General features: G+C 71.5%; 18 protein-coding genes and 5 tRNA genes. 16 read left to right on the forward strand and 7 right to left on the reverse strand.

Annotated features, from left to right (window positions below; all coding sequences use genetic code 11):
• The first annotated feature begins 12 nt into the window (after positions 1-12).
• From IEY95_RS22835 to IEY95_RS22865, 7 genes are all read left to right on the forward strand, one after another.
• Positions 13-843, forward strand: coding sequence for a MetQ/NlpA family ABC transporter substrate-binding protein (locus IEY95_RS22835; RefSeq protein WP_189187959.1), 831 nt, complete (start codon positions 13-15; stop codon positions 841-843).
• Positions 844-876: 33 nt separating this feature from the next.
• A complete protein-coding gene (locus tag IEY95_RS22840) occupies positions 877-1,710 on the forward strand; it encodes a MetQ/NlpA family ABC transporter substrate-binding protein (RefSeq protein ID WP_189187960.1) in 834 nt (277 codons plus the stop codon).
• A 147-nt stretch (positions 1,711-1,857) separates the two neighbouring features.
• On the forward strand, positions 1,858-2,496 hold the full coding sequence (locus IEY95_RS22845) for a GNAT family N-acetyltransferase (RefSeq protein ID WP_189187961.1): 639 nt from the start codon (positions 1,858-1,860) through the stop codon (positions 2,494-2,496).
• 173 nt (positions 2,497-2,669) lie between these two features.
• Positions 2,670-3,881 (forward strand): precorrin-6y C5,15-methyltransferase (decarboxylating) subunit CbiE, encoded by a 1,212-nt coding sequence (gene cbiE / locus IEY95_RS22850; RefSeq protein WP_189187962.1) that lies wholly within the window; start codon positions 2,670-2,672, stop codon positions 3,879-3,881.
• Between the two features lie 345 nt (positions 3,882-4,226).
• Positions 4,227-8,006, forward strand: a complete 3,780-nt coding sequence (gene cobT / locus IEY95_RS22855) for a nicotinate-nucleotide--dimethylbenzimidazole phosphoribosyltransferase (protein WP_189187963.1) — start codon at positions 4,227-4,229, stop codon at positions 8,004-8,006.
• Between the two features lie 240 nt (positions 8,007-8,246).
• The gene (cobA, locus tag IEY95_RS22860) at positions 8,247-9,491 is read left to right on the forward strand and encodes a uroporphyrinogen-III C-methyltransferase (RefSeq protein WP_189187964.1); all 1,245 of its coding nucleotides are present in this window, start codon (positions 8,247-8,249) and stop codon (positions 9,489-9,491) included.
• Positions 9,492-9,555: 64 nt separating this feature from the next.
• Positions 9,556-10,374, forward strand: a complete 819-nt coding sequence (locus IEY95_RS22865) for a TrmH family RNA methyltransferase (protein WP_189187965.1) — start codon at positions 9,556-9,558, stop codon at positions 10,372-10,374.
• A 221-nt stretch (positions 10,375-10,595) separates the two neighbouring features.
• On the opposite strand, the gene IEY95_RS22870 is transcribed toward IEY95_RS22865, so the two are convergent.
• Complete coding sequence (locus IEY95_RS22870; RefSeq protein ID WP_189187966.1) at positions 10,596-11,918, reverse strand: serine/threonine-protein kinase; 1,323 nt, start codon at positions 11,916-11,918, stop codon at positions 10,596-10,598.
• Between the two features lie 196 nt (positions 11,919-12,114).
• On the opposite strand from IEY95_RS22870, the gene IEY95_RS22875 reads away from it, so the two are divergent.
• The 4 genes from IEY95_RS22875 (at position 12,115) to IEY95_RS22890 (ending at position 14,649) form a co-directional block, all read left to right on the forward strand.
• Positions 12,115-12,390 carry a DUF8836 family protein gene (locus IEY95_RS22875; RefSeq protein ID WP_060902353.1) on the forward strand — a complete coding sequence of 92 codons (276 nt, stop codon included), beginning with the start codon at positions 12,115-12,117 and terminating at the stop codon, positions 12,388-12,390.
• Positions 12,391-12,589: 199 nt separating this feature from the next.
• Positions 12,590-12,799 carry a hypothetical protein gene (locus tag IEY95_RS22880; protein ID WP_189187967.1) on the forward strand — a complete coding sequence of 70 codons (210 nt, stop codon included), beginning with the start codon at positions 12,590-12,592 and terminating at the stop codon, positions 12,797-12,799.
• A gap of 534 nt (positions 12,800-13,333) precedes the next feature.
• Positions 13,334-14,275, forward strand: a complete 942-nt coding sequence (locus tag IEY95_RS22885) for a phosphotransferase family protein (protein WP_189187968.1) — start codon at positions 13,334-13,336, stop codon at positions 14,273-14,275.
• A 74-nt stretch (positions 14,276-14,349) separates the two neighbouring features.
• The gene (locus tag IEY95_RS22890; RefSeq protein WP_189187969.1) at positions 14,350-14,649 is read left to right on the forward strand and encodes a TFIIB-type zinc ribbon-containing protein; all 300 of its coding nucleotides are present in this window, start codon (positions 14,350-14,352) and stop codon (positions 14,647-14,649) included.
• Between the two features lie 128 nt (positions 14,650-14,777).
• Here IEY95_RS22890 and IEY95_RS22895 read toward each other — a convergent pair.
• From IEY95_RS22895 to IEY95_RS22915, 5 genes are all read right to left on the reverse strand, one after another.
• Positions 14,778-14,852: transfer RNA gene (locus IEY95_RS22895), tRNA-Val, on the reverse strand.
• 40 nt (positions 14,853-14,892) lie between these two features.
• Positions 14,893-14,964: transfer RNA gene (locus tag IEY95_RS22900), tRNA-Val, on the reverse strand.
• A 36-nt stretch (positions 14,965-15,000) separates the two neighbouring features.
• Positions 15,001-15,072 (reverse strand) — tRNA-Val (locus IEY95_RS22905).
• Position 15,073: 1 nt separating this feature from the next.
• Positions 15,074-15,147: transfer RNA gene (locus IEY95_RS22910), tRNA-Cys, on the reverse strand.
• Between the two features lie 39 nt (positions 15,148-15,186).
• Positions 15,187-15,259: transfer RNA gene (locus IEY95_RS22915), tRNA-Gly, on the reverse strand.
• Between the two features lie 156 nt (positions 15,260-15,415).
• On the opposite strand from IEY95_RS22915, the gene IEY95_RS22920 reads away from it, so the two are divergent.
• The 3 genes from IEY95_RS22920 to IEY95_RS22930 all read left to right on the forward strand — a co-directional run bounded on the left by IEY95_RS22920 (position 15,416) and on the right by IEY95_RS22930 (position 18,199).
• Positions 15,416-16,459 carry a chorismate-binding protein gene (locus IEY95_RS22920; protein ID WP_189187970.1) on the forward strand — a complete coding sequence of 348 codons (1,044 nt, stop codon included), beginning with the start codon at positions 15,416-15,418 and terminating at the stop codon, positions 16,457-16,459.
• On the forward strand, positions 16,456-17,277 hold the full coding sequence (locus IEY95_RS22925) for an aminotransferase class IV (RefSeq protein WP_189187971.1): 822 nt from the start codon (positions 16,456-16,458) through the stop codon (positions 17,275-17,277). Before IEY95_RS22920 ends, IEY95_RS22925 begins: the two co-directional genes overlap by 4 nt.
• A gap of 97 nt (positions 17,278-17,374) precedes the next feature.
• Positions 17,375-18,199, forward strand: a complete 825-nt coding sequence (locus IEY95_RS22930) for a GNAT family N-acetyltransferase (RefSeq protein WP_189187972.1) — start codon at positions 17,375-17,377, stop codon at positions 18,197-18,199.
• A 106-nt stretch (positions 18,200-18,305) separates the two neighbouring features.
• On the opposite strand, the gene IEY95_RS22935 is transcribed toward IEY95_RS22930, so the two are convergent.
• Positions 18,306-18,830, reverse strand: coding sequence for a DsbA family protein (locus IEY95_RS22935; protein WP_189187973.1), 525 nt, complete (start codon positions 18,828-18,830; stop codon positions 18,306-18,308).
• A 172-nt stretch (positions 18,831-19,002) separates the two neighbouring features.
• Here IEY95_RS22935 and IEY95_RS22940 point away from each other — a divergent pair, with 172 nt between their 5' ends.
• Positions 19,003-19,449: a hypothetical protein gene (locus IEY95_RS22940; RefSeq protein WP_189187974.1), complete on the forward strand. Its 447-nt coding sequence runs from the start codon at positions 19,003-19,005 to the stop codon at positions 19,447-19,449.
• 165 nt (positions 19,450-19,614) lie between these two features.
• Positions 19,615-19,767 (forward strand): hypothetical protein, encoded by a 153-nt coding sequence (locus IEY95_RS22945; protein WP_167459210.1) that lies wholly within the window; start codon positions 19,615-19,617, stop codon positions 19,765-19,767.
• The last annotated feature ends 38 nt before the right edge of the window (positions 19,768-19,805 follow it).

Below are 19,805 nucleotides of genomic sequence, written 5' to 3' on the forward strand. Positions count from 1 at the left end.
AAGGCACTTTTCGTGCGTAACACCGCCAAGATCACCACCGCCGTCCTCGCCGCCGGAGCCCTCACCTTCGGGCTCACCGCCTGCGGCTCGGACAAGGACTCCGCCTCCTCCGACACCAGCGGTCCGCTGATCGTCGCCGCGAGCCCGACCCCGCACGCCGAGATCCTCGACTTCGTCAAGAAGAACCTGGCGAAGAAGGCGGGCCTCGACCTGGAGGTCAAGGAGTTCCAGGACTACATCGTGCCGAACACCGCGACCGAGGACGGCTCGGTGGGCGCCAACTACTTCCAGAACCAGCCGTACCTGGACGACTTCAACAAGAAGCGCGGCACCCACATCGTGCCCGTCGTCACGGTGCACCTGGAGCCGCTCGGCCTCTACTCCCACAAGGTGAAGAGCGCCGACGCCCTGAAGAGCGGCGCGACCATCGCGGTCCCGAACGACGCGGTCAACGAGGCGCGTGCCCTGAAGCTGCTCGCCGCCAACGGGCTCATCACCCTCAAGGACGGCGCCGGCAGCGAAGCGACCCCGCAGGACATCTCCAAGAACCCGAAGAACCTCACGTTCAAGGAGGTCGAGGCGGCTCAGACTCCGCGCTCCCTGGACGACGTGGACGCCGCGGTCGTCAACGGCAACTACGCCATCTCCGCCGGCCTCAAGCCCGCCCAGGACGCCCTCGTCCTGGAGTCCGCGAAGAACAACCCATACGGCAACTTCCTCGCCGTCAAGAAGGGCAACGAGGACGACCCGCGCGTGAAGAAGCTCGCCAAGCTCCTCACCTCGCCCGAGGTCAAGAAGTTCATCGAGGACAAGTACGCCGGCTCCGTCATCCCGTCGTTCTAGCCGGTCCAGTCGTTCACAAGGGGGGCGAACGCGATGCGCAAGCACGTCATCTCCGCGGCGGCAGCCGCACTGGCCCTCGGCCTCACGGTGAGCGCCTGTGGCTCGGGTTCGGACTCCGGCAGTGGTGGTGGTGACGGCGACGCCCTGGTCGTCGGTGCCACCGCCGTCCCGGCCGGCGAGGTCCTGTCGTACATCAAGAAGGACCTCGCCGAGAAGGCCGGGCTCAAGCTGGAGATCAAGGAGTTCACGGACTACGTCCTGCCGAACACCGCACTCCAGGAGGGCACGCTCGACGCGAACCTCTACCAGAACCAGCCCTTCCTGGACGAGTTCAACCAGTCCAAGGGCACCGACCTGGTCTCGGTCGTCAAGGCGTACCTGCCGCCCATGGGCGTGTACTCGAAGAAGGTGAAGGACGTCTCGAAGCTCGCCGACGGATCCACCGTCGCCGTGCCCAACGACACCACCAATGAGGGCCGTGCCCTCAAACTCCTCGCCTCCAAGGGCCTCATCACGCTCAAGGAGGGGGCGGGAACGACCGCGTCCCCGGCGGACATCTCGGCCAACCCGAAGCACCTGAAATTCAAGGAGCTCGACCCCGCCCAGCTGCCGCGCTCGCTCGACGACGTGACGGCCGCGGTCATCAACAACAACTACGCCCAGGACGCGGGGCTCAGCCCCGCGCGGAACGCGATCCTCCTGGAGTCCGCGAAGGACAACCCCTACGCGAACCTCCTGGCCGTCAAGAAGGGCAACGAGGACGATCCGCGGGTGAAGACGCTCGCGAAGCTCCTCACCTCGTCCGAGGTGAAGACGTTCATCGAGGACAAGTATCAGGGGTCGGTCCTGCCGGTCACCTCCGGCTGACGCGCGCCTGGTCACCGCACGGGGTCCACTCCCTCACTTGGAGTGGACCCCGTGGTGCAGTTCAGTGCTTTCATGCTGCATGCTGGGCAGTTCAGCGGGCCCGAAGGATTCCGAGGGCCCAAGTCCCCGACGGTTACGGAGCGGCGCATGACGAGCACCTTCCCCGACATCTCCATCAGCACGGAGCGGTTGGTCCTGCGTGCGCTCGACGAGGACGACGTACCCGCCCTGGCCGAGATGATGAACGACGAGATGGTGGCGGCCTGGACGTCCGTGCCGCAGCCCTTCACCGAGGACGGCGCCCGCACCTGGATCACCGAGTACGCGCCCACCGAGCGTGCCGCGGGCCGTGGACTCGACCTCGCGGTCACCGAGTTCCTCACCCAGCGCCTGGTCGGCATCATCCAGCTCGGCAAGACGAACTGGCATGTGCGGTCCACCGAACTCTCGTACATCGTCGCCCCCTGGGCGCGCGGCGAGGGTTACGCCTCCGAGGCGGCGCTCGCCACCGCCCAATGGCTCTTCGGAGACCAGAAGTTCGAGCGCATCGAACTGCGTACGGCGGCCGACAACACCGCCTCGCAGCAGGTCGCCCAGAAGATCGGCTGCATCAGCGAGGGTGTGCTGCGCAACGCCTGTATAGCGCGCACCCGCACCGAGGACGGCGGCTGGGTCGATCTGCGCACCGACTTCATCGTGTGGAGCCTGCTCCCAGAGGACCTCGACGGTGTCGGCGACCAGCTCGCCGACACCGGTGGTTTCACGTCGTTCTCCGACTGGAACTGAGAACTACGGGAGCTGCGCCCCGGGACCCTGGAACCGCCTACCTGAATCCGCGGGACCGCTCCCATGCGCCGGAACCCGTCGCGGCACCGCCCAGCCGTACCAGGTACCCTCACGGAGCCCGCTCTCGGGCTTCCCTCTGACGACCTGCGAAGACCTTCTGGAGACTGACGACGATGGCCGACCGGGTCACGGTGATCGGCTGGGACGGCTCGCCGCTGACCGCCGCGGCGCGCTCCGCACTCGGTGCCGCCACGCTGGTGGCCGGCGCGGCCCACCACCTTGCGCTCCCCGAGGTGCCGGCGACCGCCGAGCGCATCCGCCTCGGCAGTGTCTCCCTCGCCGCCCGCCGGATCGCGAACCACCGGGGCACCGCCGTCGTCCTCGCCGACGGGGACCCGGGCTTCTTCGGTGTCGTACGCACCCTGCGGGCCCCCGAGTTCGGCCTGGAGGTCGAAGTGGTGCCCGCCGTCTCCTCGGTGGCCGCCGCCTTCGCCCGCGCCGGAATGCCCTGGGACGATGCACAGGTGGTCGTCGCACACCCCCGCACGCTGCGACGCGCGGTGAATGTGTGCCGAGCCCACACCAAAGTCGCCGTTCTCACGTCGCCGGGCGCCGGCCCCGCCGAACTCGGTCTGCTCCTAGAAGGAGTGCACCGCACCTTTGTCATCTGCGAGGAACTCGGCACCGCCCGCGAACAGGTCACCGTCGTCACCTCCGACAAGGCCGCCGACCACACCTGGCGCGACCCCAACGTCGTCATCGTCATCGGCGCCTTCATGGCCGCGGCCGAGGGCGGCGGGTGGATCGCCGGACGCGACCCGGGCAACGGACCGCGCGGCTGGGCGCTGCCCGCCGAGGCGTACGGCGGTGCGCTCGGCGAAGGCGAAACGGACCTGCTGCGCGCCGCCCAACTCGCCCGCCTGGGCCCCCGCGTCGGCGACCTCGTGTGGGACATCGGCTCCGGCAGTGGCGCGTTCGCCACCGAGGCCGCGCGTACCGGCGCCGCCGTCATCGCGGTCGACCGCAACCCGGGGTGCTGCGCCCGCACCGAGGACTCCGCCCGTCGCTTCGGCGTCCAGATGCAGATCGTGCACGGCACCGCGCCGCACATTCTCGAGAACCTGCCCGAGCCCGATGTCGTACGCGTCGGCGGCGGGGGAGTGGCGGTGGTCTCGGCCGTCGCCGACCGCCGTCCGCAGCGCATCGTGACGCACGCCGCCACCCGCGACGCGGCCGAACTCATCGGCCGGGACCTGACGGAGCACGGCTACGAGGTCGAGTGCGCCCTCATTCAGTCCGTCGAACTCGATACAAGGGCCTGGACGGAGAAGGAACGGAGCGTCGCGTTCCTGCTCAGCGGCCGTCTGCCGGATCGCGCCCCGTGATCCTGTTGTCGTACTGCGCGCGGTAGGCTGGCCGATCGTTGTACCGCTCCCGGGTGATCGGCCTTTCGTAGGCCAATGTCCGGAAAACGTGCCCGTTTTGAGGCGTGTGTGGTACGGCAGAACCGGAGGACGCGCAACGTGGCGCAGTCCACAGCGGGCCCTCGCGGATCAAGGTGTCGCGAAGGCGGGACGACCGGGACAATGCCTGTTAATGGCTTTGTCGTCTTTGTTGGCCGGTCGTTCGTGCCGCTGGGCGCGCACGCTCGTTCTTCACAGTGGGGCGGTCAGTGCGCCGTTCCGGGCGAGCTGGACTTGGAAGCACTAACCGATGGGCGAGGGGTACGCATGACCGACACCGGCCAGGTCCCGGGCGAGGGACTGCCGGAGAACGCAGGCATGGTGGAGCAGCCGGGCGTCACCACGCCGGGCGCGTACACCTTCCTCGACCCCTCCGAGAACCCCGCCGAGGACGACGACCTGCTCCTGATGCCGGGCGCGCCGGGAGCACAGGGTGCGTGGGGCAACGAGGTGCCGCCGCCGGCCCCGATGCCGTTCGTCCACGAGCCGGGCCCCCACGAGATGGCCGGACGCGACAGCGGCTCGGTCGACCTCGGCGGTGTCCGCATGCCGAACGCGGCGCCCGCCCCGCAGCCGACGCCCCGCCGCCCGCTGCATCTCGGCCCGCCGACGCCCGACGGCTCCGCGAGCCCGGTGCGCTCGCTGGCCGACCGCGGCCCGGCGGGTGTGCCCGTTCCCCCCGGTGCCCCTGTGGCCGCCACTCCCGTAACTCCCGTACGGCACGCGGGTCCGCCGACGGTCGGGCCCGAGTACCTCGATGTGTCGCAGCTCGGTGAGACTTCGCCGCAGGGCGCGGTGCCGTGGGGCGCTCCGCCGGTGGCCTCCGAGGTGGGTGCTGCAGAAACGGTCGTCCCGGAGGCGGGACAGCCGCCCGAGTCCGTGCCGACCCTCGATGCCGGGTCGGTCCCCGAGGCGGCCCAGGTTGTGGATGCGCCGCAGTCCGCGGACGCGACGCAGGCTCCGGAGGTCGCCGAGGTCCCGGGACTCGCGCAGGCTCCCCAGGTCCCGGAGGTCGCCGAGGTCCCGGGACTCGCGCAGGCTTCCCAGGTCCCGGAGGTCGCCGAGGTCCCGGAGATCAGGGAGGTTGCCGAGGCTCCGGCTCAGGCACCGCAGACCCCGGAGGGTTCGCTCGCCTTCCAGGAACCGGCGGACGCCCAGGTTCCCGACGCGGCCATCCTGGACGGTTCGCAGGCCCCGCACACTCCGGAAGTGAGGCTCTTCCCGGCCGCCCCGGAGATTCCGCACACCCTTCAGGCGACGGACGACACCGGATACGCGGGCGCCGCCCAGGCACCTGCGCATGATGCCGCGCCGCCGCAGATCCCGTCGGACGGCGAGCACTTCACGCCCGCGCAGCACCTCGCCCCGGCTCCGGACCTCGTCTCCGAGCAGGCGGCGCAGGCCGCGCACGTGACCCCGCCGCAGATCGGTGCCGGGGCCACCGTCGACCCGGTCGCCCACGGAGCCGAACCGGCCGAGCCCGCGGCCCAGTTCCCCGCTCAACCCGCCCAGTTCGCGGATCCCGGTGTCCACATCCCGGAACCGGCCGCCCAGTTCACGGACGCGGGATCCCACGCGGAGGCCGCGCAACCGCTCGCGGCGGCCGCGGTGCACGCTCCCGAGCCCGCGCAGGCCGTGCTCTCGGCGGACGCCTCGCACGGCCGGGCGGTCCCCGGCCTCGAAGCCTTCCCGGTCCAGCAGTTCGCGGACCAGGCCGCGTTCTCCGAGACCGGTGCCGCCGAGGCGTCGCACGGCGTCCCGGTAGGTGTGGCCGCCCACGCGGAAGCCCCACAGGCGTCCGTGGGCCGGCCCCACGGCGAGCAGCACTTCCCCGGTGCCGCCGGGGGCGACGCGGCAGGCGCCTCGGGACTTCCGGGCACCCCTCCGGAGTCCCACGCGGACCAGCCCCTCGGCCAGTTCGTGCCCGTAGAGGGCACGGTGCCGACAACCCCGCACCTGGCCCCCACCCCGCCGCACGCCATGACCGTGCCGCCCCTCCCGACGGAGGAGCAGCCCACGGCCGAGGAGTCCGCGGAGGAGACGATCGTCGTGGCGCCCGCCCCGGTGGAGGAGGCCGCGGAGGAACCCTCGGAGACTCCCGCCGAGGAAGCGGAGCAGATCGCTCCGGCAGTCGTGCCGGCACCCCGAGAGCCTCACGGCGAGACCGAGACCGAGACCGGGACACCCCCGGTACCGGAGCCGCTGCCCGCGGACCCGGAACCCGTAGTCGCACAGCAAGCGGACGACCTGGACACCCAGGGCGCCGACCAGGAAGAGAGCACGGCCGCAGTGGAAGACGTACGAGAGTCCACCGGCCCGGCGGCCCCCGGTTACGACGACGCCGAGCGCGAGGCCGTGCTGCGCGTGATGCGCGAACGCCGCGACATCCGCAACGGCTTCCGCAGCGACCCGATTCCGCACGACGTGCTGCTCCGTGTCCTGGAGGCCGCGCACACCGCGCCGTCCGTCGGCCACTCGCAGCCCTGGGACTTCGTCGTCATCCGCTCTGCCGACACCCGGCGGAGCATGCACGAACTCGCCCAGCGCCAGCGCGAGGCGTACGCCAAGTCGCTGCCCAAGGGCCGTGCGAAGCAGTTCAAGGAACTGAAGATCGAGGCCATCCTCGACACCCCGGTGAACATCGTCGTCACCGCCGACCCGACCCGCGGCGGCCGCCACACCCTGGGCCGGCACACCCAGCCGCAGATGGCCCCGTACTCCTCCGCGCTCGCGGTCGAGAACCTTTGGCTCGCGGCCCGCGCCGAGGGCCTCGGCGTCGGCTGGGTCAGCTTCTTCGACGAGCGCGAGATGGTCCGTGCCCTCGGCCTGCCCGAGCATCTGGAGGTCGTGGCCTACCTCTGCGTCGGCTACGTCGACGAGTTCCCGGACGAGCCCGAGCTGATGCAGGCCGGCTGGTCCAAGCGCCGCCCGCTGTCGTGGGTCGTGCACGAGGAGACGTACGGCCGTCGCGCGCTGCCCGGCGAGGAGCCGCACGACCTGCTCGCCGAGACGGTCTCCAACATCCGGCCGCTGGACGCGAAGGCGCTCGGCGAGGCGTGGGAGCGCCAGAAGCGGATGACCAAGCCCGCAGGCGCGCTCGGCATGCTGGAGATCATCTCCGCACAGCTGTCGGGCCTGTCGCGGATGTGCCCGCCGCCGATCCCGGAGCCCGCCGCCGTCGCGATCTTCGCTGGTGACCACGGCGTGCACGCCCAGGGCGTCACCCCCTGGCCGCAGGAGGTCACCGCCCAGATGGTGGCCAACTTCCTGGGCGGCGGCGCGGTCTGCAACGCGTTCGCCAACCAGGTGGGCGCCGAGGTCTGCGTCATCGACGTGGGCGTCGCCTCCGACCTGCCGGCGACCCCGGGCCTGCTCCCGCGCAAGGTCCGCGCGGGCACCTCCGACATGACGACGGGCCCCGCGATGACCCGCGAAGAGGTCACGGCTGCCATCGAGGTGGGCATCGAGACGGCCAGGGACCTGGTGGCGGCGGGCAACAAGGCCCTCCTGACGGGCGAGATGGGCATCGCCAACACCACGGCGTCGGCGGCCCTGATCTCGGTCTTCACGGACACCGACCCGTCCGAGGTGACGGGCCGGGGCACCGGCATCAACGACGAGACCCTGGCCCGCAAGACCGAGGTCGTCCGCCGCGCCATCGAACTCCACCAGCCGGACCCCGCCGACCCCATCGGCGTCCTCGCGGCCATCGGCGGCCTCGAACACGCCGCCATGGTCGGCCTCCTCCTCGGTGGCGCCTCCCTCCGTACGCCGGTCATCCTGGACGGCGTCAGCGCCGGCGCAGCGGCCCTCGTGGCCCGCGCCATCGCCCCCGAGGTCCTCGCGGCCTGCATCGCCGGCCACCGCAGCGCGGAACCCGGCCATGTGGCAGCCCTGAACAAGCTGGGCCTGCGCCCCTTGGTCGACCTGGATCTCCGCCTGGGCGAGGGTACGGGCGCACTCCTGGCCCTCCCAGTGGTCCAGAGCGCGGCAAGGGCGATGCACGAGGTGGCGACGTTCGATTCGGCAGGGGTAACCGAAAAGTAGACGTCCGGCGGTTGTGCTCAGCCGTTCCGCGGGGCGGCTGAGCACAACCGCCCACGGCCCGCGGACGAACGGGGGTCCGGGGCGCAGCCCCCGGTTTCGGGAAGGGGCCGGCTTGGGGAAAGAAAACCCCACCCACCCCGACCACCCACCGGCCCGCACCCTAGAATCCGCACGTCAGGGGCCTTTCCAAAGCCGCAGGGGCCCCGCCTCGCACAGCCCGCAAGAGGAGTCGCACCTCCCATGGCCGAACACCCCGCCTACCCCGTAGGCCTCCGCCTCACCGGCCGCCGCGTCGTCGTCCTCGGCGGCGGCCAGGTGGCCCAACGCCGCCTCCCGGCGCTCATTGCGGCAGGTGCGGACGTCCACCTCGTCTCGCCGGAGGCCACCCCCTCCGTGGAGGCGATGGCGGACGCGGGCGAGATCACCTGGACGAAGCGCCCGTACGAAGAGGGCGACCTGGCCAACGCCTGGTACGCACTGATCGCCACCAGCGACCACGAGGCGAACACCCGGGCCTCCGCGGAGGCGGAGCGCCACCGCGTCTGGTGCGTCCGCTCCGACGACGCCGACGCGGCGACGGCGTGGACCCCGGCGACGGGCCACAGCGAGGGCGTGACGGTCGCGGTCCTGACGACGGACGCCCGGGGCAGGGACCCCCGCCACACCGCGGCGATCCGCGACGCCGTGGTGGAGGGCCTCCGCGACGGCACCTTGGTGGCCCCGCACCACCGCACACGTACCCCCGGCGTCGCTCTCGTCGGCGGCGGCCCCGGCGACCCGGACCTGATCACGGTCCGCGGCCGCCGCCTGCTCGCCGAGGCCGATGTGGTCATCGCGGACCGCCTCGGCCCGCGCGACCTGCTCGCCGAACTCCCGCCGCACGTCGAGGTGATCGACGCGGCGAAGATCCCGTACGGCCGTTTCATGGCCCAGGAGGCCATCAACAACGCGCTCATCGAGCACGCCAAGCAGGGCAAGTCCGTCGTACGACTCAAGGGCGGCGACCCGTTCGTCTTCGGCCGGGGCATGGAGGAGGTGCAGGCACTGGCCGAGGCGGGCATCGCCTGCACCGTCGTGCCCGGCATCTCCAGCTCGATCTCGGTCCCGGGCGCCGCGGGCATCCCCGTCACGCACCGCGGGGTCGCCCACGAGTTCACGGTGGTCAGCGGCCATGTCGCTCCCGACGACGAGCGCTCCCTCGTCGACTGGCCGTCCCTCGCCAAGCTCCGCGGCACGCTCGTCGTCCTCATGGGCGTCGACAAGATCGGCAAGATCGCCGACACCCTCGTCGCGCACGGCAAGCCGGCAGACACCCCCGTCGCCCTGGTCCAGGAGGGCACGACCGCCGCGCAGCGCCGCGTCGACGCGACCCTGGCGACCGTCGCCGAGACCGTACGGACGCAGGACGTGAAGCCGCCGGCGGTGATCGTCATCGGCGAGGTCGTGAACGTGGGCGTGCAGAGCCCGCCGAAGACATCCGAGTAACCACGGGTAACCCAACCCGTTCCCAGCCGTTGGCACCGCACCCAGGACAAGGCAGTATCACCCTGTGGCCGATCTCATCACCGTTGAGAACCCCGACGACCCGCGTCTGCGCGACTACACGGGCCTGACCGACGTGGAGCTGCGCCGCAAGCGCGAACCCGCCGAGGGCTTGTTCATCGCCGAGGGCGAGAAGGTCATCAGACGGGCCAAGGACGCCGGGTACGAGATGCGTTCGATGCTGCTGTCCGCGAAGTGGGTGGACGTCATGCGCGACGTGATCGACGAGCTTCCGGCCCCCGTGTACGCGGTCAGTCCGGAGCTCGCCGAGCAGGTCACCGGCTATCACGTGCACCGCGGCGCGCTCGCCTCGATGCAGCGAAAGCCGCTGCCGACGGCGGAGGAACTCCTGCAGTCCGCGCGCCGGGTCGTCGTGATGGAGTCGGTCAACGACCACACCAACATCGGCGCGATCTTCCGCTCCGCCGCCGCCCTCGGCATGGACGCGGTCCTGCTCTCCCCGGACTGTGCGGACCCGCTCTACCGCCGCTCCGTGAAGGTCTCCATGGGGGCCGTCTTCTCGGTCCCGTACGCGCGCCTCGACTCCTGGCCCAAGAGCCTGGAGACGGTCCGCGACGCCGGCTTCAACCTGCTCGCGCTCACCCCGGACGAGAAGGCGAAGTCCCTCGACGAGGCGGCCCCGCACCGCATGGACCGGGTCGCGTTGATGCTGGGCGCGGAGGGCGACGGCCTGTCCACGAAGGCCTTGATGGCGGCGGACGAGTGGGTCCGCATCCCCATGGCCCACGGCGTCGACTCGCTCAACGTGGGCGCGGCGGCCGCGGTCGCCTTCTACGCGGTGGCCACGGGCCGCCCGCAGCCCTGATGCCCTGACGGGCGACCGCCCTAGGGGGTTTCTGATGGATCTCCGTGGAAGAAGGAGCGGCGTTCGGTGCGTGCTCGCGGCGTGCCGGGCGGAAGCCCTCGATGGGGGTCCCCCCGCGCGAGCGAAGCCGAGCGTGGGGGAGGAGCTACTAGGGCTTTTGTCCGGTGCGGCGAGAGTGCGTGCCGGGCGTCGCGACGCCGCGGAGATCCATCAGAAGCCCCCTAGCCGTCCTTGTGGACCTCACTCCGGTACCGCTGGGACATCAGCTCCCCGGTGGGCAGCGGTGCGTACGACTGCTGCTGTCGTACGTCCTTGTGGGTGCCGCCGTCGGGCAGCCCGCGCGCCCGTCCCTGGCACCCCTGGGCCGCCGCGATGCCGAGCGCGACGAGCAGCGTCACGACGACGAACACGAAGAGCCGCTGGCGCAGCAGTCGCGGGTTGGCGGGCCGCCGACCGGTACCGGTCGTTCGGGGCGCCGGACGCCCGGCACCGCTGCGGGGCGCCGGCCTGTTGCCGGAGCGGCCGGTGTTCCGCACGGGCGTGGGACGCGGACCCGACTGCGCCGACCTCGTGCCGCCGTTCGTCCCGCCCGTGCGGGGCGGGGGAGTGCCCTGCGGACGCCGCTGGGTGCGCTGCTCGGCGTACTGCTCGGCCAGGCGACTCGTCGGCCGGTCGGGGTCCGTGCGCGGCGCGGGCGGCCGCACATCCGCCAGGCCCTGTGCCTCGCGGGCCGCGATCTCCTTGAGCCGCAAGGACAGTTGGAGGGTCGTGGGCCGCTCCTCGGGGTCCTTCGCGAGACACGCCCGTACGAGCGGGGCCAGGGCGTCCGGAACACCGTGCAGTTGGGGTTCCTCGTGCACCACCCTGTAGAGCATCACTTCGGAACTGCCTTGCCCGAAGGGCGAGTCCTGGGTCGCCGCGTACGCGAGCGTGGCGCCGAGCGCGAAGACGTCCGTGGCCGGTGTGACGGCGGCCCCGCGCACCTGCTCGGGAGCGAGGAAGCCGGGCGAGCCGACAGCAGTACCGACATGCGTGAGCGTCGAGGCGCCCGTTGCCCAGGCGATGCCGAAGTCGATGATCCGCGGCCCCTTCGGGGACAGCAGGATGTTGGACGGCTTGAGATCACGGTGGACGACACCGGCCTCGTGCACGGCGACGAGCCCCTCGGAGAGGGCGGCACCGACGGCGGCGACATCGGCCGCCGACAGCGGGCCTTCCTCGGCGACCTTGTCGTGCAGGGAGGGTCCGGGCACGTACTGCGTGGCGAACCACGGCCGGTCCGCCTCGAGATCGGCGGCGACGAGCCGCGCCGTGCATCCGCCCCTGATGCGCCGGGCCGCCGACACCTCGCGTGCGAACCGCGAGCGGAACTCCTGATCCTCCGCCAGATCAGGTCGGATCACCTTCAGCGCGACCCGCTGGCCACGTCGGTCGGAGCCCAGGTAGACAACGCCCATCCCGCCCGCGCCGAGCCGTCTGTGAAGCCTGAACGAGCCGACGACACGGGGGTCCTCGCGCCTCAGGCGCATCATCGCCATGTCCATCCCCGCTGCCCGGTCCGTTTGACGAGCCACAGCTTACGTTTCCGCGGCCGAGTGCGCGCAGAGGCCGCGCCCTCTCGGCCCGATCGATTGTCAGTGCCGAGTGGGAAACTTGAAAGGTGGTCAGGGACCGTGCGAACAGGACTGCCTTGGGCTGCCTGTGATCCCAACCATCCGTCAGAGAAGGGGGATTGGGCCCGTGAAGGGTGACCGTGTGGAGATAGTCGTGGACGCCGGGGACACGACGCGTACGTACGAGGTGGTGGCGAGCAGGGCGGGCCGCCGGGTGGAGACGGCGGTACGTCGAGGTGTCGTGGAAGTGAGCGAAGTCACCCGAAGCGGATCAGTGGTGCGCACCGCCCGCTTCATGGCGACCCGGGTGCTGGCGCTGGTCGAGCAGCCGGTACCCAGGGAGGACAGCTCGGAACAGTCGGGGCACACCGGGCGCCCCCTCCGGGAAGACCCTGAGACCTAGGTCCTCATCTCCACCCAGGGGAGTACTCCGCAGGTCATCGCTCATCCTCCGGGAGGCCCGCCAATCGGTACGAGGGCATGACGACCCACCGCCGCCGCGCGCCTAGATTAGAGGTCAAGCGGCGGGTGCAGCACTCGTCCCCCGAGGTCAGACACCCGCCGCTGCCAACCACAACAGAAGCTCGGTCAGGAGAGGGACCATGGCCCACACGGCACCGCGGACAGCGCTCCGCACGCAGGGACGCAAGGCGTACAGCGCCGCGTTCGGCACCCGCCGCCAGGGTCAGCGCCACCCCTTGGTGGCGACAGCGATGGTCCTTCCCCTGGCGGCCCTGCTCGTAGTCGTCTTCGGCGGCTGGGACGCGGTGGTCACACAAGCGTCGTCCGTGGGCGTGATGCTGGGGCGCTGAGCGGCGCCCCAGGCCCGGAAGAGCGGTCCGGGCGGGGACATCCGGCCATGAAACCCCGTGGGGACGGGGGTGCGGCGGACGGCACAAAATGCCCGCGCAGCTGGGGAGCTGCGCGGGCATTTTTATGCACGAACGCAGCCGGGCGATGCCCACCGGCCCGTCCGGACCGCGGGCATGGGTGCCGCCGGACCGGGCCCCTCCCGCCATAGCCGGGGCGCCCATCACGCTGCTGCGCGGAGCTGCGGGCATGCATGCCGCGCCGGTGTGTATGTCGCCGCCCCCAGCTGCGGGCATGCGTGCCACGCCGGTGTGTATGTCGCCGCCCCCGGTTGCGGGCATGCGTGCCGCCAGGGGCGGCACGGGTGGGCGCAGCGGCACCCCGCAAGCGCCGGGCAGCGCACCACCCCAGAGTCCAGCACCCGCGCCGGGCACCCTTCACCTACGCCGGCGCCCCACACCCACGCCGGGTACCCGAGCGTCACGGCACCCCACCTGCGTACGCTCACCCCAGACGCCGTACACCCAGGGGGACCCGTGACCGCAGACACCCTGCTGCCCGCACTCACCGCCACGGTGCGCGGCGCGGTCCACCCCGTGCCGGGCCCCTGCCCCTGCGGGACCAAGGACACCGTCCTCGCCGACCGCGACGACGGCACCGTCGTCCGCCACGGCGACATCGTCGCCAAAGCGCACGCCCCCGACGCGGCCCCCGCGGAACTCGCCGCCCGCCTCTCTGTCGCCGCCGAACTCCCCGGCGTCCTTCTGCCCCCGCAGGCGCCCACACCCGTCGACCTGCACGGCCGCCTGGTGACCTTCTGGCCGTACGGCAGCCCGGTCGACCCCGAGAACCCCGAGGCGGCCCCCTGGGAGGCCGCCGCCACCCTGCTGGCCCGTCTCCACCGGACCCCCGCGCCGCACGACCTGCCGCCCATGCGCGGCCCCGCCAAGGCGGCCCGCGCGATCGCCCGGCTCCGGGCGGCGGGTCCGCACCCGGCCACCGCCCCGGTCCTGCGCGCCTGGGGCGGCCTCCCGCCCTGGGCTCGCGCCGAGGCCCCGATGCCGGACGCCACGACCCTGTGCCACGGCGACCTGCACCTCGGCCAGCTCGTCCGCCACCCCGCGCCGAACGGCCCCTGGCTCCTCATCGACGTCGACGACCTGGGCGTGGGCGCCCCGGCCTGGGACCTGGCCCGCCCTGCCGCCTGGTACGCCTGCGGCCTGCTCCCGCCCGACGAGTGGCTGCGGTTCCTGACCGCCTACCAGCGCGCAGATGGCCCGGCGGTCCCCGCCACCGGTGACCCCTGGCCCGCCCTGGACGTCGCGGCCCGCGCCCTCACCGTGCAGACAGCGGCCCTGGCGATCGCCAAATCCGTGGCCGCCGGGCACCCGTTGGACGAGGTGCAGCAGGCCGTGATCGACGCCTGTGACCGAATGGGCACCGCCCCGCCCGAGTTGGCGCACGGTTTCGCGACGTAGGGTGCAACCGACCGAAGCCGGGCGGAGTCTGTCCTGGCGGAAGCAGTACCGACCGGCGAGGAGTTGAGCCGAGCATGCAGTGTCCGAAGTGCCATGCGCCGATGCACACATTCAACCGCAATGGCGTCCAGATCGAGCAGTGCAGCGGCTGCCGCGGGATATTTCTCGACTACGGCGAGCTGGAGGCGCTGACCCGCCTGGAGTCCCAGTGGCAGCAGCCCGCGCCGCCGCCCCCGGCCGCCCCGCAGGCGTACCCGTCCGCGCCCGCGCCCGCCTGGGGCGCCCCGCAGCACGGCGGTCACGGAGGCCACGGCGGTCACTACGGCGGCCACCACCGCCACAAGAGCTTCGGCCACATGCTCTTCTCGTCGTGACGAACCGAACGGTCTGAACGACCGAAGGGGCCCTCTTCCTCGGCGGAGGGGCCCCTTCGTCGTACACACGGTCGCAGCCATGGAGACGACGAAGCCCCCGACCGTACGAGACGGCCGGGGGCTTCGGCTGGTGCGCGATACTGGGATTGAACCAGTGACCTCTTCCGTGTCAGGGAAGCGCTCTCCCGCTGAGCTAATCGCGCAGGTCACGCGGCCGAAGCCACGCGTACTGCCGGTACTGCGTGCGCGATACTGGGATTGAACCAGTGACCTCTTCCGTGTCAGGGAAGCGCTCTCCCGCTGAGCTAATCGCGCGGGTTCGGATCTTGCCGTACGTGCTGGAAGATCCAGTGGACGATACTGGGATTGAACCAGTGACCTCTTCCGTGTCAGGGAAGCGCTCTCCCGCTGAGCTAATCGTCCTTGGAGGTGGAGACGGGATTTGAACCCGTGTAGACGGCTTTGCAGGCCGTTGCCTCGCCTCTCGGCCACTCCACCAGGAGCGTAGGGGTTCGGGAAGATCCCCCACTTCCTGCGAGCGGACGACCAGGTTCGAACTGGCGACCTCAACCTTGGCAAGGTTGCGCTCTACCAACTGAGCTACGTCCGCTTGTCGTTTCCGTTCGGCTTGCGCGTCCCGGCGACGTGTTGAACTCTAGCGGATTCCGGGGCCAGCACAAAAACGCGTTTGTGCAGCGTGCTGCGGTCTGTCCGCCCAAGGACATGGTCAGGGCGCCCGCAGGTCACCCGCCATAGACTCGACTGCGTGCTCGACCTCCCTCCTCTCGCCCGCTTCGGTGGCCTCGTCGCCACCGGTCTCCTCGACGTCACCAGCGACCCCGCGGCCCTGGACTCGACCGGTTTCTGGGCCGTCTCGGCCGACTTCGAAGGGCGTCTGATCTGCGCCCGCTTCCAGGACGTACGCGAGGAGCCCGTGCCCGCGCCGGTGCCCGGGCAGTGGCGGGGACCGGCGCCCGATGACTGGAAGTCGTCCCTGGACCGCGCCGCGTACACCGAGGGCGTGCGACGGATCCGTGAGCACATCGCGGCCGGCGAGGTCTATCAGGCGAACCTCTGCCGGGTACTGTCCGCGCCGATCGCCCCCGACGCGGATGTGGACGCGCTGACCTCGCTGCTCGCCCGAGGCAACCCGGCGCCCTATGCAGGAACGATCCGGCTGCCCGCGCACGGCGTGGAGATTGCTACGGCCTCCCCGGAACTCTTCCTGCGACGCGACGGCCGGATCGTCGAGTCCGGCCCGATCAAGGGCACTGGACGCACCGAGGCGGACCTTCTGGAGAAGGACTACGCCGAGAACGTGATGATCGTGGACCTCGTCCGCAACGACATCGGCCGGGTCTGCGCCACCGGCAGCGTGACCGTCCCCGACCTGTGCGTCGTCGAGAAGCATCCGGGCCTGGTCCACCTCGTCTCCACGGTCCACGGCGAGCTGCGGGAGGGCGCCGGCTGGCCCGAGCTCCTCGCCGCCGCCTTCCCGCCCGGCTCCGTCACCGGCGCCCCCAAGTCCAGCGCCCTGCGGATCATCGAGGCCCTGGAGACCGCGCCCCGCGGCCCGTACTGCGGAGGCATCGGCTGGGTCGACGCCGATCGCGGCACCGGACAGCTCGCCGTCGGCATCCGTACCTTCTGGATCGACCGGGAGGAAGGCGTCCTGCGGTTCGGGACGGGCGCCGGCATCACCTGGGGTTCGGACCCCGAGGGTGAGTGGCGGGAGACCGAGCTGAAGGCCGCGCGACTGCTCGCGGTAGCGTCGGGAGCGTACGAGGCGAGTGGAGGGACCTTTACGTGAAGATCTGGCTCGACGGTGGGCTGCAGGACATCGAGACCGCCCGCGTCTCCGTCTTCGACCACGGACTGACCGTGGGTGACGGCATCTTCGAGACCGTGAAGGCGGTCGACGGGCGGCCGTTCGCGCTGACCCGCCACCTCGACCGGCTGGCACGCTCGGCCCGCGGCCTGGGCCTGCCCGAGCCCGACCTCGACGAGGTGCGCCGCGCCTGCGCCGCGGTCATGGACGCCAACCCGATGCCGCTCGGCCGTCTGCGGATCACGTACACCGGCGGCCATGGGCCGCTCGGCTCCGACCGCGGCGAGCACGGTCCGACCCTGGTCGTCGCCCTCGGCGGGTCCTCCCGGCGCCCCGACTCCACCGCCGTCGTCACGGTCCCCTGGACCCGCAACGAGCGCGGCGCGCTGACCGGCCTCAAGACCACCTCGTACGCCGAGAACGTCGTCGCCCTGGCCCGTGCGCGCGAACACGCTGCGTCCGAGGCGCTGTTCGCCAACACGGTCGGTCAGCTCTGCGAGGGCACCGGGTCCAATGTCTTCGTCGTCCTCGACGGCGAGATCCACACGCCGCCGGTCGCGTCCGGCTGCCTCGCCGGCATCACGCGTGCGCTGACCGTCGAGTGGACCGGTGCCAAGGAGACCGACCTGCCGCTGGAGGTACTGGAGCGCGCCGACGAGGTCTTCCTGACCTCCACGCTGCGCGACGTGCAGGCCGTGCACCGGGTCGACAGCCGTGAACTCCCGGGCGCGCCGGGCCCGGTGACCGCCAAGGCGATGCGGATCTTCGACGAGCGGGCCGGGGACGACCTCGATCCCTGATCGCTCGCTCGATCTCACGATGTCCCGACGGCTCGATCGCCTGATCGCTGAATAAATTCGGCTGACCTCGGACTCCGCAGCGGGTACAACACCCCTGATGACCACCACCCTGCGGCCGACCGAGCCGCTTCAGCAGGCTGCCGACGGGACGCGTTCGCGCCGTTACCAAGTGTGTGTGAACAGCCGTCCCGTGGGCGCGATACACCTCGCGACGGACCCGCGCTTCGGCCCGTCCGTCGCCAAGATCCGCGAGCTCCGCATCGAGGAGTCCGACCGCGGACGCGGCCGGGGCGCCGTGGCCGCCCTCGCCGCCGAGGAGGTGGTGCGCGGCTGGGGCTGCAAGCAGATCGAGGCGACCGTCCCCGGCGACGCCGAGGCCGGGCTCCGGCTCACCAAGGCGCTCGGGTACGTCACCCGCAACCGCGGCATGGAGAAGGCGCTCGGCGACACTCCGCCCGAGCTGCCCGCCGGGAGCGTCGGCCGGCCCATGACGCAGGCCGAGTACGAGGCCTGGGACCGACGCGGCAGGGAGGAGTACGCGCAGGACTGGATCCGGCGCGGGGTGCCGGAGGCGGAGGCGTACGCCAAGTCGCACCGGGACCACGACCAGTTGTTGCCGCGGGGGCTGGCCACAGAGAACATGCTGTTCACCCTTCTCGAACACGAGGGGACCCCGGTCGGCGACCTGTGGCTGGGGGAGCGCGCCGGAAGCGCCTTCGTCTACAACGTCGAGGTCCATGCCGCGCATCGCGGCCGCGGCCACGGTCGTACGCTCATGCTGCTCGCCGAAGCGCAGGCGGTGGCCGCCGGGATGAACCGCATCGGTCTCAACGTCTTCTCGGGCAACCTCCCGGCCGAGCGGCTCTACGAGTCACTCGGCTACGAGACGACGGAGTACCACCTGTACAAGGACCTGCTTTGAGCAGACTGTTGGGGGCCTTGGGGGCCTTGGGGGCCTTGGGGGCCTTGGGGACCACAGGGACCACAGGGACCACTGGCACCACGGGGTCCCTGGGGACCTTTGGGTGTCAGGCCTCCTGCTCGCCCAGCAGCCGGTCGGCGATCTCCTCGATGCGCTCGCGCAGGCCCTCCTGGCTCTTGCCGCCGTCGAGGCGTTCGCCGCCGATGACGTATGTCGGGGTGCCGGTCACGCCGATGGCCTTGCCCTCGGCCTGGTCGGCGTCGACGATCAGGATGTGCCGGCCGTCGATCAGGGCCGTGTCGAACTCCTCGGCGTCCAGACCGAGCTGACGGGCGACCTCGACCAGGAAGGGCTCTCCCTTACGGTCCAGCTCCGCGACGCGGCCGAGCACCGCCTCCACGTACGGCCAGGCCTGGCCCTGCTCCGCGGCCTCCTCGGCGGCCTGCGCCGCGGCGAAGGCGTGCTTGTGCTTCTCCAGGGGAAAGTGCCGCAGCCGCAGCTCCAGACGGTCGCCGTAGCGGGCGTGCAGCGCGCGCAGGTCGGCGAGGGCGCTGCCGCAGTCGGGGCACTGGAGTTCGCACCAGACGTCCAGGACGACGGCGGCAGGGCGGGCGGAGGAGGAGTCGTTCATGGAGACCAGTCTCCCAGCTCCGCCGGGGGCGCCCCAACCGGGACCTGGGGAGGACGCCGACCCGGAGATGTCCCTGAGGTCCGCCCGGAGCATGGCATACCGGGCGTCGGGCGGTGCAGGATGGAAGGGACGAACCGACCCTGCCCGACCTCGCCCTGCCCTGGAGGACCGGATGATTGCCGAGACTGTCTGTTCCGCCGTCTCCGCGGCCGGCCTGGGCATCGCCGCGGTCACGGCCTACCGCAAGCGCTTCCTCGCGGCCGCCCGCATCGCCGCCTACTCGCTCGTGCCGGTCGGCCTGGTGATGACCGGGGTCGTCGGCTGGCTGGCCGACACCGCGTTCAGCCCGACCGCGTGGGCGGGCTTCGTCCTGCTCGGCGGAGCCTGGCTGCTGTTCATGACCACGCGGGCCATAGAGCGGCGCGGTGGCGGGACACGAAAGGAACGCAAGGCGGCGAAGGCCGCCGCCCAGCGCGAGTCGGTGGCCCCGGCGGCCTCGGCGCCCTCGCTGGGCCAGGGGTCCCGCCCGGCCACGCGCCCCGCGGCGACGCCCCGTGCCACCGGCTCCGGGGACGACTTCAGTGACATCGAGGCCATCCTGAAGAAGCGCGGCATATGACCCGCACATGACCAGCTGAAACGACACAAAGCTTCACGGGGGCCTCGTGGAGTGCTCGAAAGCGTTCACGTTCGAGCGCTTCCGCCCCAAGATCCGGCGAACTCCCGCATTTTCCGGGCGTGTTGATCGCGCGAGGGGTGTCGGCTGCGTCATCATCGCCGCGAGATGCTGGACACAACCCAGAGCGACACCGCCGCTCCCTCCGAGGAGCGGCGTGGTTGTCTCTTCGCGCTCTCCCAGCCGCCGCTGATGATCTTCCTTGCGGTGATCGGCTGTCTGCTGCTCATGGCTTCGCTGCACGACCTGCTGCTGCTCTGAGCCGTACACGGAGCCCCTGGCGTCACCCGCCGAGGGCT

The organism is Streptomyces albiflavescens (assembly GCF_014645835.1).
GTDB lineage: Bacteria > Actinomycetota > Actinomycetes > Streptomycetales > Streptomycetaceae > Streptomyces > Streptomyces albiflavescens.